General features: G+C 59.2%; 14 protein-coding genes. 2 read left to right on the top strand and 12 right to left on the bottom strand.

Annotation, left to right across the window (positions count from 1 at the left end; genetic code table 11):
• Nucleotides 1-67: 67 nt before the first annotated feature.
• From QQL64_RS04815 to QQL64_RS04760, 12 genes are all read right to left on the bottom strand, one after another.
• Nucleotides 68-451, bottom strand: a complete 384-nt coding sequence (locus tag QQL64_RS04815) for a hypothetical protein (protein WP_284396442.1) — start codon at nucleotides 449-451, stop codon at nucleotides 68-70.
• Between the two features lie 16 nt (nucleotides 452-467).
• Nucleotides 468-1079, bottom strand: a complete 612-nt coding sequence (locus QQL64_RS04810; protein WP_284396440.1) for an OmpH/Skp family outer membrane protein — start codon at nucleotides 1077-1079, stop codon at nucleotides 468-470.
• Nucleotides 1080-1206: 127 nt separating this feature from the next.
• Nucleotides 1207-1833, bottom strand: coding sequence for a hypothetical protein (locus QQL64_RS04805; RefSeq protein ID WP_284396436.1), 627 nt, complete (start codon nucleotides 1831-1833; stop codon nucleotides 1207-1209).
• Between the two features lie 11 nt (nucleotides 1834-1844).
• Complete coding sequence (locus QQL64_RS04800; protein WP_284396433.1) at nucleotides 1845-3563, bottom strand: putative porin; 1719 nt, start codon at nucleotides 3561-3563, stop codon at nucleotides 1845-1847.
• Between the two features lie 106 nt (nucleotides 3564-3669).
• On the bottom strand, nucleotides 3670-4347 hold the full coding sequence (locus QQL64_RS04795) for an energy transducer TonB family protein (protein WP_284396431.1): 678 nt from the start codon (nucleotides 4345-4347) through the stop codon (nucleotides 3670-3672).
• Nucleotides 4348-4364: 17 nt separating this feature from the next.
• Nucleotides 4365-4769 (bottom strand): ExbD/TolR family protein, encoded by a 405-nt coding sequence (locus QQL64_RS04790; RefSeq protein ID WP_284396430.1) that lies wholly within the window; start codon nucleotides 4767-4769, stop codon nucleotides 4365-4367.
• The gene (locus tag QQL64_RS04785) at nucleotides 4756-6606 is read right to left on the bottom strand and encodes a DUF2341 domain-containing protein (protein WP_284396428.1); all 1851 of its coding nucleotides are present in this window, start codon (nucleotides 6604-6606) and stop codon (nucleotides 4756-4758) included. The genes QQL64_RS04790 and QQL64_RS04785 overlap by 14 nt, the downstream gene beginning before the upstream one ends.
• Before the next feature lie 41 nt (nucleotides 6607-6647).
• A complete protein-coding gene (locus tag QQL64_RS04780) occupies nucleotides 6648-8258 on the bottom strand; it encodes a ShlB/FhaC/HecB family hemolysin secretion/activation protein (protein ID WP_284396424.1) in 1611 nt (536 codons plus the stop codon).
• 566 nt (nucleotides 8259-8824) lie between these two features.
• Entirely contained in the window at nucleotides 8825-9823 is a 999-nt protein-coding gene (locus QQL64_RS04775) for a FecR family protein (protein ID WP_284396421.1), read from the bottom strand.
• 4 nt (nucleotides 9824-9827) lie between these two features.
• Complete coding sequence (locus QQL64_RS04770) at nucleotides 9828-10373, bottom strand: RNA polymerase sigma factor (RefSeq protein WP_284396418.1); 546 nt, start codon at nucleotides 10371-10373, stop codon at nucleotides 9828-9830.
• Between the two features lie 12 nt (nucleotides 10374-10385).
• The gene (locus QQL64_RS04765) at nucleotides 10386-11039 is read right to left on the bottom strand and encodes an STN domain-containing protein (protein ID WP_284396415.1); all 654 of its coding nucleotides are present in this window, start codon (nucleotides 11037-11039) and stop codon (nucleotides 10386-10388) included.
• Between the two features lie 489 nt (nucleotides 11040-11528).
• On the bottom strand, nucleotides 11529-12329 hold the full coding sequence (locus QQL64_RS04760; protein ID WP_284396414.1) for a hypothetical protein: 801 nt from the start codon (nucleotides 12327-12329) through the stop codon (nucleotides 11529-11531).
• A gap of 586 nt (nucleotides 12330-12915) precedes the next feature.
• Here QQL64_RS04760 and QQL64_RS04755 point away from each other — a divergent pair.
• Together QQL64_RS04755 and QQL64_RS04750 are read left to right on the top strand one after the other, a co-directional pair.
• The gene (locus tag QQL64_RS04755) at nucleotides 12916-14049 is read left to right on the top strand and encodes an efflux RND transporter periplasmic adaptor subunit (RefSeq protein ID WP_284396412.1); all 1134 of its coding nucleotides are present in this window, start codon (nucleotides 12916-12918) and stop codon (nucleotides 14047-14049) included.
• A 12-nt stretch (nucleotides 14050-14061) separates the two neighbouring features.
• Nucleotides 14062-17160, top strand: coding sequence for an efflux RND transporter permease subunit (locus QQL64_RS04750; protein ID WP_284396410.1), 3099 nt, complete (start codon nucleotides 14062-14064; stop codon nucleotides 17158-17160).
• Nucleotides 17161-17207: the final 47 nt, after the last annotated feature.

The raw sequence follows: 17207 nt of genomic DNA, 5'->3' as shown, positions 1-17207 counted from the left end.
GCGTACGCTTCACATCTTTGTTGCAAATGACGGGCGATGACTTTTTGGAAAAACGAAAATTCAACGTTCAATGCGTACCGATCGGCACGCCAAGCAAGGGTGGCGGCGGTGCCGGTGGCGGTCGTTGCGGTGTTACCGATCTCCCGAGACTGTCGCCCATGCGGTGACTGAACGCGGAAAAGTTGAATTGCCCGAGCTGGCGATTGCCGGGTTCGCGTGTCACCGCATCAAGTTGCAATGGCGGTCCCGCTGGCGCATCGGCGGATGCCGCCAGACGCTGATTGAGACAGGCGTAGGAGAGCGCCGGATGATCGTTAACTGTGACATCCACGCATGAAGATGCCGGAACCGACGAAACCGCATGCCCATCTGCCATCGTCTGCGACGATACCGGCGTGGCTGCCAGCCAGAGCGTGCTGATCAGTACAACGGCTGGCGGCGCGGTATGCATGCCTCCTACCCCATGACTATGGCGTAGCGCCTGAGGCGCCGTCGGCGGGAAGCGTCGCCAGGTTAAACGAGATGGTGGTGACCTTGGCATCCAGGCCCTGCACCACGGCAGCCGTCAAATCATTGGCCATGTTGCCGCCTAGCACGGAATTGCGATCCAACAGCAGGCCACAGTTCTTGCTGTGATAGGCGTTGTTGATCACAGGCTGCGCGTATTGCGCAATTTGCTGCATCGCTTGGGTGCGAGTCGCTTCGAGTTCTCTGCTGCGCAAGGCCTGATCCGCCTGCACGGTCTGCATGCGCTGCGTCAGTGCTTGCTCGCGCGACTGACGCTGATCGGCCGACAACGAAGCGGCTTGTGCGCGGTAGGTTTGCAGGTCGGCCTCGATCGGCTTGCGCTCCGTGTCGATTCCCGCTTGTGCCTGCTGGGCCAGCTGCTTCAAGCGGTCGGAGGCAGCCTGGCCGACTTTGGCATTCGCGAAGATGGCTTCGCGCGACAACACGCAGACGCCCGCAACAACAGGACCATCCAGCGGCAGGTTGTTATTGGATTGCGCACGTACGGCAACACTCGACGTGCTTGCCAGGGCGACGGCAGCGAGAGTCATCAGGGTTCGATCGATACGCATGGCGAGTCCTTCATGTTGTTGTAGAGAGCAACGAGCGCGGCGATTCCCAACACCGATGGGGATGGGTGTCGGGTTCGTCCTGCTCGCCGCCAACCTACTCCCGATCCGCTGCGATTGCGCGACAGCTTCACGGTTTCTTGACACTTACCGCGCGCGCGTCATAACGCTGTTCGTACAACCGGTCGCCGTAAGCCTGTGCGGCGTTTTCCAGCTTTACGCGCTCGGAGGCGGCAAACGGTTCGCGACTCGCTATCACGCTACCGAGTGTCATATGACTGTAGGCATCGAGGATCTCGTTGCCGATCTTGTACAGCTGCTGGTTCTTAGCGGTGCAGGTCGTCACTTGCATCTGTGCAGTGTTCAGTTGCGTGGTGAGATCGGTGCTATGCCCTTCCTGCGCATGCTCCTTGGCATTGGCGTCGGCCACCACTTTCTGCAGGCTCTGCACTTGTGCCTCGGCCTGTTCGCGCGCGGTGCGTTCGGATGAAAGCACTGCGGTGTCTTGCGAGGAAAGCGACCGGTTCTTGCCTAGCTCGGCCTTGGCGGCTTCCAGCTCTTTACGCGCTGCATCGCGCTCCTGCTCCAGCTGGGTTTTCTGCGCTTGCCATTGCGCTTGTTGACTTTGCAGATCCTGCAGCTGGCTGCGCGCATCGGCGAGTTGCGAGCGCAACTGCTCTTCCAGTGACTGTGCTTGAACGCTGATGGAGGTCAGCGCTAGGCAGAGGATGCTGGCGATTATCGCGAGACGTTTCATCGGTCAGTCCTCTAGAACTTCGTGCTTACTTCGAGCTGCACGACGTCGATGGTGAACGGCGGTCCGTAAACCTGCTTGGCGCCGAAGTAGCGTGCAGAAACCCATGTGCGCTCTGCGATACCGTAATCCGCCGTCAGAATGAATCCCTTGGCGTTGGTACCGCCGAGATGGAAGTTCTGGTCCGTCATACCATCCAGCACGGCATCGGGCTGGAGGTATTTGTAGCCGAGCGCGATGTTCCATTCATTCGCCGCCATCGGATTGGGATTGCCGATGATGCCGCGTACGAGCCAGCCGACCGGACCGCTCTTGTATGGACCGCTCGTGGTCGCAGTGCTACCGGCCTGAAAGTTGTTGACTGGCTGGCCGAGACCGTTGGGATAGCGATCGAACGCATCGCGCGCGTGATAGGCCATGTTGCGCTCGTACTCGGCCTGGATTTCCATCGGCGTCTCACCGATCTTGAAGTCGACCTTATTGGTCAGGTCGGCAACGTGATAGTTGTAGGAAAGGCCCACGAACTGCGGCTGCGCGTAGTTATCCGGCGACGACGGATTGGGAACGATGTCGCGCAGCAGGAAGACGGTATTGCCTTTCTGCATATATTGCGGCGCCGTGTCGTCCGTACTGCAGTAGTTGATGCCGGTGTAAAGCAGGCACGGTGCAGAAAGCCGGCCTTGCATGTGGTCGAAGTAGTAGTAGGCCAGCGCGACTTTCCATTGCGCATCGTCGGCGAACTTCCACTTCAACCCGAACTGCAGGGCTGTCAGCCAATTGTCGCCACCGCTATTTTTGTCGGTGCCGAAGGCCTGTTCGGGCGCGTCGTTGCCTACGTACTGGATCGGGAACGCGCCAAGCGTGGCGAACGAGCTGAGACTGTCGGTGAACGGCAGGTCGCCGTGTCCCGCGACGCCGTCGAAATTGAGTTCGGTGGAATAGATCAGATCCGTAACCATGAACGGGTCCGGCATACGACCGGCGGTGAGCGAGAAATCTTTGTACGGCTGCCAGCGCACCCACGCCTGATCCAGCCAGATATCTTTCTTGATCAAACCGCCGCCCAAGGTCTGCGTAGTGGACACCGGATTGTTGTCGCCACCCGAACCGATGCGCACACCGGCGGTGATCGTGTCGCCAAGTTTGACATTCATGCCGATGTGCGCCTGCAGGCGCAGCATGTTCGGGCGATTCTGCTGCGAGTTGAAAATCGGCGGGGTCGAGCCTTGAGTAATGCTGTTGACGTCGAACGGACCGGTTCGATTGAGCGTGCCGTAATCGATAAAGTACGGTGAGTTGCTGCGGCTGTAGTACCAGGATTCGTCGCGCACATGCACATCACCGGACCAGCTGATGCGATCGAGCCAGTCAGGTAGTGCATTGGGTTCGGCCCAATGCTCGCTCTTGGCCTGTGCGATCACTTCCTGTTTCACCTGATCGCGGATTTCATTGCGTACGCTCTGCGGTACGTAAGTGACGCGCACATCGCCCGGTTGTGCACCGTCGGTGGTAGTGGCTACCGCAGCCGGCGCCGCGGCAGCCGCGCTGCGCGCCTGGGCGGCTTCGTCGTTGGCTTGCTTGAGCAGGCCATCCGCTTCGGACTGGCTGATCAAACCCTTTTTCACCATCAGGCGGATCAAGTTGACGGTGGCATTGGGCGACGGCGCGGCATCCTGCCCGAACGCTGACGCGGCATTCCCGCTCAGCAGCAAGCCGACTGCGATACATAACATCCTCACGCGCGGGCGTCGGGCATTTTGTGAGGCAATTTGAGACTTCATCACATTCTCCAAGACGGTTTTGCTGCTTGCTAGCTCTATGAAAGTTCGGAATGAGTGCTCAGCCCGGCCGGTATCCACGCATGGCGACGCGTACCGGCATACCAAGATTCGGAGGCGGCGGCGTATCGATGCGTACGCCTCGCAGCACATCGAGCAAGGCGCGATCGGTGGTCGATGCGCCGCTGGAATTGATCAGCTCCGCACGCGTGACGCCACCTTCCGGTGAAAGCCACAGATTCACGCGCACATCGAAAACCAGACGGCGCGTGCGATCGTCGTGCTGGATGGCTTCCTGCAACGCATAGCTCAGGTATTGCTCGTAAGACGATCCACCGACCCCGTTACCGCCACCGCTACCCACCATGCCGCCGCCCTCGCCCGCGCCGATGTTGAACGCGTCGTTGCCTGCCTGCGCTGGTCCGCTGATGGTGATTTGCTTGGCGAGATCCGGTGCCTGTTTCGGCGCCTGTACCGGTTTCAGCGGTTCGGCCGGCTTTGGAATGTCCTGTTTGGTTTCCTCGACCTTCTTCGGCTCCGGCGGCTTTTCCTTCGGTGGCGGCGGCGGTGGTGGCAAGGGCGTGATGGTCGCGATGCGTGGCGCCGAACGACGCACGCCGACCTGATGCCCTGCCAGCATCCAGATGAGCCACGCAGCGGCAAGCAACACCGCTACGGCGATGATCCGCCCGCGCCATCGGCGCCATCTCGTCTGCTCTGTGTAACCGGGCTCGAACATCGCGGCGCTCCGGCCCGTCAGCTTGCTTGCTTGCCGGTCACCAGACCGACTTGCGTGAGATCGAGGCGACGTAGCAGATCGAGAATGTCGACCACTTTTTGGTATTGCACATTGGCGTCGCCCTTTACGATCACCGGAAAGTCGGGCGTCAACGCTTTTTGCTCACGCAGCCGTTGTTCCAGCTCGCCGATCGTCACCGGAAAGGCATCCAGAAAGATCTGCCCGGTGTCGGACACCGTAATGGCCTTGGTTTGCGGTTTAGCCATGCTGATCGACGCACTGGCTTTGGGGAGATTGACCTTGATGCCCTGCACCGCCGCCGTGGTCATGATGATGAAGATCACCAGCAACACGTACGCCAGATCCAACATCGGCGTGATGTTGATGTCGTCGTAAGGTTTGTCTTCGTCATGTACCTGCATGGCGACTCTCCCTTACGTCGAGCGCGGGTTGATCGACGGAACGGTGAAGCTCGGCCAGTCGGGTGACGAATTCGTCGACGAACACCTGCATGTTCGCGGTCACCGATTTGTTGCGGGTCAACAAGTAGTTGTAGCCAAACAACGCCGGAATCGCGACGAATAGACCGGCCACGGTCGCCAGCAGCGCCGCGGAAATACCCGGCGCAATCGCGTTGATGTTCACGTCGCCGGCGGCAGCAATGGCTGCGAAGGTGATCATCACGCCGACGACCGTACCGAGCAGGCCGAGGAACGGACCGCCCGAGATCGCAATGGTCAGCATCACCATGGAACGCGATAGCGCCTGGTTCTCACGCACCAGCGTGGAGTCCATCACGGCGCGGATCGCTTCGATGGATTCAGAGGCGATCACCAAGCGACCGTGTGCGTCATGGCGACGCCACACTTCTTTCGCACCGGTCTCGTACAGGCGATACAGCGACGAATCCGCGAGTTCCTTTTTGACGGCCGGCGGCACCTCGTTGCCGGACAGACCAAGCAAATTACCGCCGAGTTCGCGGTAACGACGCAGAAAGCGTTCGTTGGCGCCACTCACGGTCGAGACGTAAGTGCCACGCTGCCACATCACCAGCCAGGAAATAAGCGCCATGATCATCAGCAGTCCGATGATGACCCACGCGTCCACCGTCACCGACTTGACGATGATGCCGAAGTAACCGAAGCCGAAGCCGGATTTCTTCTCGTCTTCGCCATAGGCAATCAACTTCGACTCTGCGCCCTGCGAAAGGGCGTCGGCAGCAATCACCGTCGCTGAACGAGCAATGCGCGAAAGACGCAGTTCATCCATCTGGCCGACGAACGAGGCAAAGGGCACCGAAGTGCTACCTGTCGAAGGCGTCGGCGCGGCGGTGTCGCCGCCCACGGTGGCGCTACCGCTTAGTGCAGGCAACGTGGCAGCAAGTGTGGCGTAGGGATGCCCATCCACATACAGCACGATCTGTCCGCCCGCAGCCGTTACCGCCAGATGCGTCCAACGCCCCGGCTTCAGCGGTTCGCCCGCGCTACTGCGCAGCGGTTTGTCGCCGCCATCGACTTCGACGAACGGCGCCCCACCATCGATGCCGATCAGCAAGGCTTTGCCTTCCTGCCGATGACCGTAGACCAAGGTTGCCGTGGTCGGCAGTGCATCAAGCTTGATCCATGCACTGAACGTAAAGCCGCCGCCGTCTTTGATGTCGAGCGATGAACTCGTCGGCAGCGTAAGGACGGTCGAGCCATCGAAACGCGCGGCATTGCCGGCAATACCGCCATCCACGGTGCGTATCGCGCCGCTAAGCGCGTTGTTACCGTAGGCGGTGGCGTCCGTTGGCGGCATGCCGGTCTGTTCGTCGAAGTGATAGATCAGTGTGTAATCGGCATCGAAGGTGGCGGGGCCACTACTCAGGGCCGGCGCCTTGGTGTTGCCGTAGTACATCCAGATCGTTTGCTGGCCATTGGCCGGAAGTTCCGGCACATCGAGCCAGATCTGCGCCACGCCCATCACCGGATCGAAGCTTTCGATCTGATAGTTGAGTGGTGTCTTGCCATCGCTACCGATGAAACGCAGGTCCGTGCCGGTCTTGGTGATGCCGTCGAACTGAAAGTTGCCCGGATGCAAGCGGATCAGCAGCGGCACGCGTCCCGCGGGCTGCATGATGTTTGCCCCCTTGCCGCCGGTATCCAGCGTGATGGGCTTGCGGTACGACCAATCGTCGTTCCACCAGGATGTCTCGCTGGCAGCGCTCCATCGCGGCAACAGCAGCAGGCACATTGCGCATACATAGATGAAATACCGCATGGTCGTTGAACCCCTATCCGATAGTGCGAAGTGGAGCCGCATCAGAGACCGGCTTTGACGCTAAAAAGAAGATGTCCGTCGTGCGCCCTTGTTTGCACACCGTTTTTCAACGGGTAGGCGTATTCGAGGTCACCATTCAAGTAATGGAACACGGTGAATTGCGTGCCGACGCCCGTGCTGAGCAAGGTGAAGCGGCCGCGCTGGTCGGCCAGTGGATCGATCAGCATCAAACGCGCGCCGTCGACGAAAACGTGAAAGCGCCAGTCATCGGCGAACGATCCCAGCCATGCATGAATCGACGGACTGCGCACTTCCACCGACGTGATGACGCCGTTGTCGGCTGTGTCTTCCGCGGACAGATAACCGCGCACGCTACTCATGCCGCCGGCGGCAAACTGCTCGCTCGACACCAGCGGCGAATCGGTGGCCTGCGCACTGGCACGCGTCGCCAGCGCGAAGTTACCGGCGAGGTTACGCACATAGTTGAGATCCAGACGCAGGTCGGCAAAGTTGTCGCGCGCGTTGTAGCGCTGGTTGTCAAATGCGCTGTTGCTGCTGCCTAGGCCGCGCCAACCGAAGTTACCGGTCAAGGTGAAGCTGGACGTGGATTTTTCGCTCGCACGCTGACCGCTGTACGACGCGCTCAGCGGGTAGTACGTCAAGGGCGCTTCGGTGGTCTGTCCACCCAACGTAATGTTCTGATCGAAATGCTTTCGGCTAATGCCGATAGAGACCAGCTGGGTGTAGTCGCCCAACGCCGGCAACTGCTTCGTCGCCTGCAGGCTGACCGCATTACCTTTGCCAAGTACGGTAGTGCCGCCGAGCGTGTTGGCATTGCTGTTGGATTTGTACGCCGAACCGAGCAGGCTCCAGTCCGTATTCAACGGTGCCAGGTAGGACAGCGCATAGACCGAGGTGGCGTGCGGATCCTGCGGCGCGACGATGTACGAGGCCGAGATGGTGTGGCCGAGCTGCCACAGGTTGTCGTAGCGAACGTTGGCGATGGTACGCAGGTCCGGCGTATCCGCACTGTGATCGTTGTTGACCTCGACGCTGCCGTGCCAGGGATTGGTGTCGTCCACTTTCAGCGTGACGTCCATGGTCTGCGGCATGCTGCCGGGACTCAGCAGCGGAATCACTTGCCTGCCCGGCTGGCGATTGAGATTCGTCAGCTCCTGCTGCACCTGAGTGAAATTGGGCACCGTGCCTTCGGCCAGCGACGGCACGGCGTCGCGAATCGCCTGCGGCGAGTGATACTTGGCGCCTTCGACACGCATGCGGCCGATGCTGTTCTCGACGACCTGCAGCAAAATCACACCGTTCTTGACCTGCTGTTGCGGCACTTCGACGACGACCGATTGATAACCCTTGGACTGATACAGTTTTTGCAAGGCGTCGCGCGCGGCGTGCACGTCGTTCATGCTGCGTCCGGGGCCGAGGAACGGCTCGACGATGCTTTCGATGTCGACGGAGCCCAGCAAGGTGTTGCCGCGCACCAGGTATTCGTTGATCTGAAAATTCGCGGGCGCGGACGCCGCCGCAGCTTGATTCTGTGTCTGCGCGAACAACGGGCACGCAAGTAGCAGGCTTATAAGTGCCGCCAGAGAGCGCTTTCGGCGCGCCAGGGCGCCGACTCCATTTCGCGTGCTCATTCGCCGCCCCATGCTTGAGCCGGCCTATCCACGGCCTGCTTTGTTCGATAGGTCATCGATCGACTTAGCGAAACTAGTGCGCCGTACATAACCGAATCACGACAGCGACGTGTCAGCTTCACAACGCGTAGCAAATGACCGGTCGCTAGCGTCGACATTGGCCCAATGCTGCATTTACTTCGTCCGCGTCCACACGTCCGTTTTCGCATTCGCTTGATCACGCAACACGTATCCTTATCGCAACGGCCTTTGGCCGTCCGTCTGCACAAGTCGAAACGTCCCCGCACGCGAACGGCCAGCGCTACGCGTGATGCAAACACCTGATCTGGGAGCGTCCCTGCCCGTTCACGGCTTCCTTGCTGGGATAGACAGATGACTCTCTTCGCGACTGAACCATGTCACGAAAATTTAATTTGGCGTCTGGGAAAACCGTGCTTCGGCGCGATGACGACATCAAAGTGTCATGTGTCTGGACACAAGACGGCGCGTGCGTCGCGTCGAGAAGGAGGAACGTGGAACACGCCACGCTATTGACGACGTCGATTTCACAACGCTGAACAACACGATCAGCTGAGTATGACGATCCCACCGGGCAACGAAGTCACCTTCGCGCCGTAAGCGTCATGAATCAGCGCGGCGACATCGGCCAGTTGATTGAGCGAGAACCGTGCCTGCACTTTGCGTGCGGCCAGGCTGTCGTTGGCGATGATGACTTTGCCGGGACGATAACGATTGATTTCCTCGACTACCTGGGACAGCGATTGGCCGTCGAATATCAGTACACGCCGCCGCCAGGCCATCGTGCTTTCGATATCCGCGGGAACTATCTGTCCGATGCGGCCCTTACCGTAGTCCGCTTGTTGTGCTGTCGTCAGCACCGCACTGTGTCCTTGGTACTGCAGCGTTGTCGCGCCATCCAGTCCGGTGACCTGGACGTCCGATCCGTAACAACGGATGTTGCATTTGCCCTGTACGCCTACCTCGATCTGTCCACCACCGGCCGAAACGGTGATGGGTGCGCTGGCTGCCGCTGTGGCTTTCACTTGTATCTCGCCACCGAGCAGATCGACGCCGACCAGACGCCCCTGCGACTTGCGCAAGTTGATCGCAGTCTGGGTGTTCATCTGAATCACGATGCCCTGGCCCAGATCGATTTCGCGCTGTTCGCCGGTTGCGGTCCGATAATCGGCGACCATATCGGACAGCGACGGCCACAGTTGCAGCGGCGGATGCACAACCGCGAGTGCTGCCGAAGCCGCAATGGCCGCACCGAGAAAAGCGCGGCGGCTCATCCGAGGTTGCATGCGCGGCAATGCAGTCACCGTACCGGATACCGCGCGCGCCTGCTCACGTGCGCGCAACGAGGCGGCGGCGGGCCCGAGGTTCTCCCACAGGCGCCGCGTTTCCGCGAACGCTTCTAGATGTGTGCCGCTCTGTCCACACCAATGTTCGAAGGCGCGCGCGTCAGACGCCGTTGCCGTCCCCGACGTCAGGCGCAGCAGCCAATGCTGCGCCTCTTTGTGCAGTGCGGTACGGCTATCGGCGATGTGATCGGTACTTCGCATATTTCTAAGACTCTTTTCCCGCACCGGGACCGAACCGCTGGGTGACTTTCCTATCGAGCCGCTTGCCGCAGTGCTCGAGCGCCTTTTTGAGTTCTTTGCCCACCATCCGCACCGAAATGCCGAAACGCCGGGCGATATCTTCTTGTGACACGTCATCGAGCCGGGCCGCGGTGAGAATGGCGCGCTGCCGCTCGGTCAGCTCCTGCAGCGCTTGCTCCAGGGCTTCCACTTCGAGCCTGGCGTGCACGATCCTGGCCGGGTCCAACGTATCGGCACCGATGTTCAACAGGTCTTCCACTTCGCTGCCGGTCAGGTAGCGCGCATCGACCTGACGCTGGTCTGCCGCGACATTGACAGCCATTCGGAACAGATAGCCGGCCGGGTTGCTCGATACGCTGGTGGCGTCGCCCATGCGCCTGATGCGCAGATAGGTTTCCTGCAGGGCATCGTTCGCCAGCTCGTCGGAGCCCAGGCGGTTTTTCAATCGGCGCCGCAGCTCTTGGCGCCGCTCCATAAATAAGCGAAGCAACGGCAATGATGTGGTTTCCATTGCCGGGAGCCCTTAGTGCTGGGACTTAGCGGCGACAGCGCACGCCGATGCTTTGGCCGGATGCTCTGGCAGCAACAGCAAGGTGATCGGCTGGGGCATGCCGGGAGGCGGCGGATCGAGCAGGAGTTTGTTCAACGCTCGGCGCACGTCGTCGTCGTGACGTAAACCGTCGGCGGGGCTGAGCAAGTTCGTTTTTTCGATCTGGCCCGAGGGCGCGATCCATATCTGCAAGGCCAGTCGGTAGCTGCCCGGTCGCGTGCTATTGGATTGGCACAATGCAGCCTCAATGGGCCGTTGAATCTTTCCCGCATAGCGTTCGGTCACAGCGTCGATTCCTCCACCCGCAAAACTTTCAGATCTTTCCCGCACCACTGTGTCGGAGGATTCGCCAGGCTCCGCGAGCTTCAACGTGAAGGCTTGGTCGTTCGTGTAACTGGCGATGAGCCCGGTCCCTGCAAGCAATATCTGTAATGCCGTGGCTTTGTCGAAATCCCCATGTACACCGGGAGATTGCCGCCCGGTGGTCAGGGAGTTGTCGACCAAGACTGCCTGCCCAGTGACCTCGCTGTAGCTTCGTAGGGCCATCAGCAGCGACTGCGGAGGTATGTCGAACGCAATGATTTCGCCCGTTCCGGTTCGGTCAGCCTGCTCGTCTGCGGGTGACATCGCCTGGTATGGAGCGACCGCCGGTGCCGCCAGCGACACAAGGGGTAGCGTCGACCCGAGTACCAGACATATCAGCCACTGAGATGCAAAGCACTTAAGACCCTTTATAGCGAAAGCACCGCACGTCACATAACCTCTACAGGCAAGCCTAGAGACTATGCCCGCAATATGACAATCAATGACATCTGTTACAGGGGATTCTCTTGCAAGCATGGACGCGCAATTTATATGCCGGCTTAGTAGCTAGGCGAGCATGGTTGCAGGCGGTGCAGTGCACAAGTGCGAGTACGCACCCACCAGCCTGAGGGTCAGCACGCATGCAATTTCTTGCGCGAGAAGGTCGCGGACCGTGGATGTCGCCTCGAATGCGACACGGTCTCGATTCGAATTTGCCAGACGGCTAAGCGCTTGTCCAAGACAAAGAAGCCGCCCCAAGGCAGCTTCTTTGTTGGTTCGACCCCCGGTGTCGTTCGCTACCCGCTGATCGCGTCAGTTCGCATTCTGCGTGACTACAAAATTGGTCGTGACCTGGTTCGAGGGGATACCGTTCAAGGTGGTTTCACCGAAGTCTTCGTCGATCGAATAGACGTTCCCGGCACTGTCGGTGACCGTGCCGTTGACATTGACTTCGGTGAACTGGGTACCCGATATCTGCCCATTGCTCCAGATCGACGTCAGCTTGCCGAAGGTGATCTTGCCGTTGAACATATCGGTCTCGGTCGTCGAGCCAACGATCACGGAAACCGGCACATTGGTGAGTTTGATGGGGGCGCTTGCGGCGTTGTACGTACCGACAGGGATGTTGACGCCGTTTACTTGGATGTTAAGGCTGAGATTGTCGTTGAAGACATAGGGACCCTGACCGTTCGCGGAGGCCTGCACGCTCACCTGGTCGACTACGTTGTTCATCGTAACCAGTCCATTGAGGACGTAATTGTTGTCCATGGACGACTGGATCTGCACCGGTTCGCCGCAGCCATTGGTGCAAGTGGTTAGGGTCGAGTCGGTGTTGACGATCACCGCTGCGTCAGCCAAGCCAAAGGCTCCGGACGATGCCAGCTGGACGAGCTCGTTGTTGGTATTCGAACCCTGAGATTCCAGCTTCGCACCCTGCATGTAGGACAGGGTCTGCTTTACGCCCGCTGCACTGGTTTGCGTGACGCTCAAATCGTTAGGAACATACACGCTATCCAAATTTATCGATGTCGATGCGTACGACGCCGATGCAACGAAAACAAGCCCGGTGGAGATGCCTAAAGCAAGCAGTTTCAAGCGTGAGGCAATGTTCATAACCGTTACTCCTTTTGACGCACATGATGGAATGCGCCGCACACCATGCACGACGCGACGTTTGCCAGACGCAAATCTGGCTATGGAAAATTGCGTAGACGGCATGGCCGCCTACAATGCGAAACGCAGAAAATCCCTGAAAAATGGCACTTAGCGTTGTTTCACCGCACCACACCATCGACGACATGCATGGCGGTGAAGCTCGCTTTCTGCCATTGATTAACGCTGGGTAGCTTGTACGTTTTTCTTTTCAAGAGTATTGCCAAATCGGAGCTTCTATTTATTCACTGCTAAAAATCAAGTCGATAGGTCTATCGAAGAATAAAATAATCAATTTGAAATAATATGTTTCATAATCGCCGTATCCAATTTGCCATAATGCCTTTCATATAACGTATGACAGTTATTAAGTCAGTTTTCTCGGATGGGTGTGTGTTAACGGCCTAAGCATCGATCCGGCGCACCGACGAGGGGTGATCGATGTGTTGCCGACCATAAAACAAGGCTGCGCAGACCTAATCTGGCGATAAGTTTCCCCATGTACCCTTGGAGCTTGTAGGGCTGCACCACTCGGGGATGGCGCACTGTGAGAAAGCTGTATGTACTGATTGCGGTGGGCACGCTGCTGCTGGTCGCCTGGTTTACCTACCGCTCTGGATCACTCGCTTCATCCGCGTCCGCGACGGCAACGACACCTCAGTCGGTCCCTGTGGTCGTAGCGCGCGTCGAGCGGCACGATGCTCCCAGGATGCTTCCCACTATCGGGACGGTGCAGGCGTTCAATACCGTTCTTGTCAGGGCGCGCGTAGACGGCACGCTGGACAACGTCGCGTTCACCGAGGGGCAGCGCGTGCAGCGCGGCGATCTATTGGCACAGATCGACCCGAGACCCTTCGAGACGCAGCTTCATGCTGCCACGGCGCAGAAAGCACATGATGCCGCGCAGCTGGCCAATGTCGAGCGTGACATAGCGCGCTTCACGTATCTGGCCAATCAAAAAATCCTTCCGCAACAGCAGCTCGACAGCACGCGCGCCCAGGCCGACGAGCTGAGAGCTACCGTGGCCATGGACCAGGCGCAGATCGACAACGCGCGCGTACAACTGAGCTACGCCACGATCCGCGCACCCTTGGACGGACTGACTGGGGCCCGTCTCGTCGATGCCGGCAATATGGTGCATGCCTCGGACACCACCGGCTTGGTGGTGATTACCCAGATCCACCCGATATCGGTAAGTTTCACTTTGCCGCAAGACGCCCTGCCCGCGCTTCTTTCCGCGCGGCAGCAGTCGCCGATCGGAGTGATCGCGCAAAACCGCGATGCGAGCCAGACGCTCGGCAAGGGCGTACTGAGCCTGATCGACAATCAGATCGATGCGGCCACCGGCACGATTCATTGCAAAGCAACCTTCGATAACGCCAATGAGACCTTGTGGCCCGGTCAATTCGTGGCCCTGCGCGTCGTGCTTGCCGTAGACCGCGGTGCACTTGCCGTGCCTTCCACGGCCGTGCAGCAGGGCTCGACGGGCACCTACGTTTTCGTGCTCATGCCGGACGACACGGTTGCGCTGCGATATGTAAAGGTCGCCTCCACTGAAGACAGTCGAAGCGTTGTTGCGCAGGGACTGGCCGAAGGTGATCGCGTCGTCGTGGAGGGTCAGTTCAAACTCGAAGACGGAGCGCACGTGCGCGTCGTCGATGACTCCGCTCATGGCCATTGACGGGGTCGTGCGATGAGATCGTTCAATGTCTCGGCGATCTTTATCCGTCGCCCCATCGCAACATCTCTCTTGATGCTCGGCATCCTGTTTTTGGGGGCCATCAGCTACACGCAGCTGCCGATTGCCGGCGTGCCTCAGGTGGACATCCCTACCATCGGTATCGATGCCTCGTTGCCGGGAGCGAGCGCGGAGACGATGGCCACGTCCGTTACGGCGCCGCTCGAACGTGCGCTGTCGGTGATGCCTGGCGTCACGGAGATGACGTCGACAAGCTCGTTGGGATCCAGCTCGATCGACGTGCAGTTCGATCTTTCGCGGAGCGTCGATGGCGCTGCGCTGGACGTGCAGTCGGCCATCAACGCAGCTGCCGGCGATCTTCCCAAGGATCTGCCGCATCCACCCACCTTCGAGAAAGCCAATCCTGCCGATGCGTTGCTGATGAGCATCGCGGTGTATTCGGACCTTATTCCCATCGACAAGGTGGACGACTATGTGGAGAACTATCTCGCGCCTGAGATCGCCCGGATTCACGGCGTCGGTGTGGTGGACTATCACGGTCAACAGAAGCCTGCGGTGCGCGTACGAATCAATCCGGCAGCCATCGCTTCGCTTGGCCTGAGCCTCGAAGACATTCGCGCAGCGATCAGCACTGCCACATCGAACGCACCGAAGGGCACGCTCAACGGTGCTCATCAGGCAATAACGCTCGATGCGAGCGATCAAATCGTCGACGCAGCCAGCTACGCCAACCTCATCGTCGCCTATCGAAACGGTGCTCCCGTTCGGCTGCGCGATATCGCCAGCGTTGTGCCGAGCGTCGAAGACATTCGGCAAGGCGCCTGGTTCAAAGGGCATCAGGCGGTGATGGTCGATGTGCACAAGCAGATCGGCTTCAACATCAACCAGACGGTGGATGCGATCAAGACGCAGCTGCCGCGACTGACACGCGATCTACCGGCGTCTGTGCATCTGGAAGTACTGGGCGACCGCACTCAGACGATCCGGGCATCCGTCACGGATCTTCAGTTCACCCTGTTCCTCAGCGTCATCCTGGTGGTTGCGGTCGTATACGCGTTCTTGCGCGATCTGCGGGCCACGCTTATTCCCGCCATCACCATACCGTTGTCCCTGCTAGGCACCATCGCCGCGATGAATGTGCTTGGCTACAGCCTGGACAACGTTTCGCTGATGGCGCTGACGGTGGTGATCGGCTTCGTCGTCGACGATGCCATCGTGATGCTGGAAAACATTCTCAGGCATATCGAAAACGACGAAACGCCCACGGATGCGGCGCTAAAAGGGGCAAAGGAGATCGCCTTTACGATCATGTCCATGACGCTTTCGCTGGTCGCCGTCTTTATCCCGCTGCTGTTCATGGGCGGTCTGGTCGGGCGACTTTTTCGTGAATTTTCGGTCACTGCGGGCGTCGCGATACTTATTTCCGGCGCGATATCGCTCACCCTCACACCCATGTTGTGCGCGCGCTTTCTCAATCGCCAGACGGCACATGGTCGCGGTCGGTTTCATCATGCGGCGGAAGCCTTCTTCGACCGCTTGCAGCGTGTCTACGCCAAGGGCCTGCAGCGCGCCCTCGCGCATCCGAAGCTGATGCTGTTACTTGCTGTCGCCACGATGGCCGGCAGCGTGTTTATGTACGTCATCATTCCCAAGGGTTTTTTTCCACAGCAGGACAACGGATTGATCGCGGGTGTTACCGAAGCATCGCAGGATATTTCCTATCCGGCGATGGTCGAGCGCATGCATGCGCTGGCCGCGGTGGTCGAACGCGATCCAGCCATCGAGCATGTTTATTACTGGGTGGAGGGTGATCCTTCCATCAACATCGGTCGCCTGCTGATCGACTTGAAGCCGTTCGGTGAGCGCTCCGTCTCGGTGTACGACGTCATCAGCCGGCTTCGTCCGCAGGTCGCGCAGGTACCGGGCATTTCTCTTTCGTTGCAGGCGCGCCAGGATCTGCAAATCGGTGCGCGAGTAAGCAAGTCGCAATTTCAATACACCTTGCGCGACGTCGATCTGGATGAGCTGCGGCAGTGGGCGCCGATCATGCTCAAGGCTTTGCGAGAGGTGCCTGTTATCCAAGATGTCGAAGCCGATCTGGAACCGGTCGCTCCACAGCTGAAGGCGGTATTTGACCGCGACACGATGAGTCGGCTTGGCATTACGCCCCAGATGGTCGACGACACCTTGAACGATGCCTTCGGCCAGCGCCAGGTCGCCAGCTACTACACGCAACTGAACGCTTACCGCGTCGTGCTGGAAGTGGATCCGCAGTATCAGCTAGACGAAAACGCACTGCGGCAGCTTTACCTCACCGGCAACGATGCGAAACAGGTGCCGTTGTCGTCATTCATCCATCTGGAACATGCGTCCGCGCCGCTCACCGTCAATCATGACGGCCAGTTTCCTGCCGTGACGCTTTCATTCAATCTTGCGCCGGGGCATTCGTTGAGCGAAGCGGTGGAAGCCATCGACGCCAAAGGTACGGCGCTTGGAAAACCTCCCGGTCTCACGGCGACATTCCAGGGGTCAGCACAGGCGTTTAAAGCTTCTCTGGCCGACCAGCCCTTGCTCATCGCGGCAGCCATTCTGGCGATCTACATCATTTTGGGCATGCTTTATGAGAGCTACGTGCATCCAGTGACGATTTTATCCACGCTGCCGTCCGCGGGCATCGGCGCACTTGGCGCATTGATGCTGTTGCACTACGAATTCTCGTTGATCGCCCTGATCGGTGTGATTCTTCTCATCGGTATCGTCAAGAAGAACGGCATCATGATGGTCGACTTTGCGATTGCCGCGGAGACGGAACGCGGACTTGCACCCGAACAAGCCATCTACGAAGCATCGCTCTTGCGTTTCCGGCCGATCATGATGACGACCATGGCGGCCCTGCTAGGCGCACTGCCACTTGCTTTCGGATCGGGCGCCGGAGCGGAACTGCGGCGTCCACTAGGCATTGCGATTGTGGGCGGCTTGCTTGTCTCTCAGATACTCACGCTTTACACCACTCCCGTGATCTACCTCTTTCTCGATCGGATTCGCGTGAGATGGATGCTTCATAAAGAACGGCTGAGCAACGCGAACGCCTAAATCTGCGAAGCAGAGCAGCAAGGAATGTCCGCTCAGCGCAGCGGCTT

The sequence above is a fragment of the Dyella lipolytica genome (genome assembly GCF_030160075.1).
GTDB lineage: Bacteria > Pseudomonadota > Gammaproteobacteria > Xanthomonadales > Rhodanobacteraceae > Dyella_B > Dyella_B lipolytica.
The sequence above is the reverse complement of the archived record's forward strand: the minus strand, read 5'-3'. Positions and strand labels throughout refer to the sequence as shown.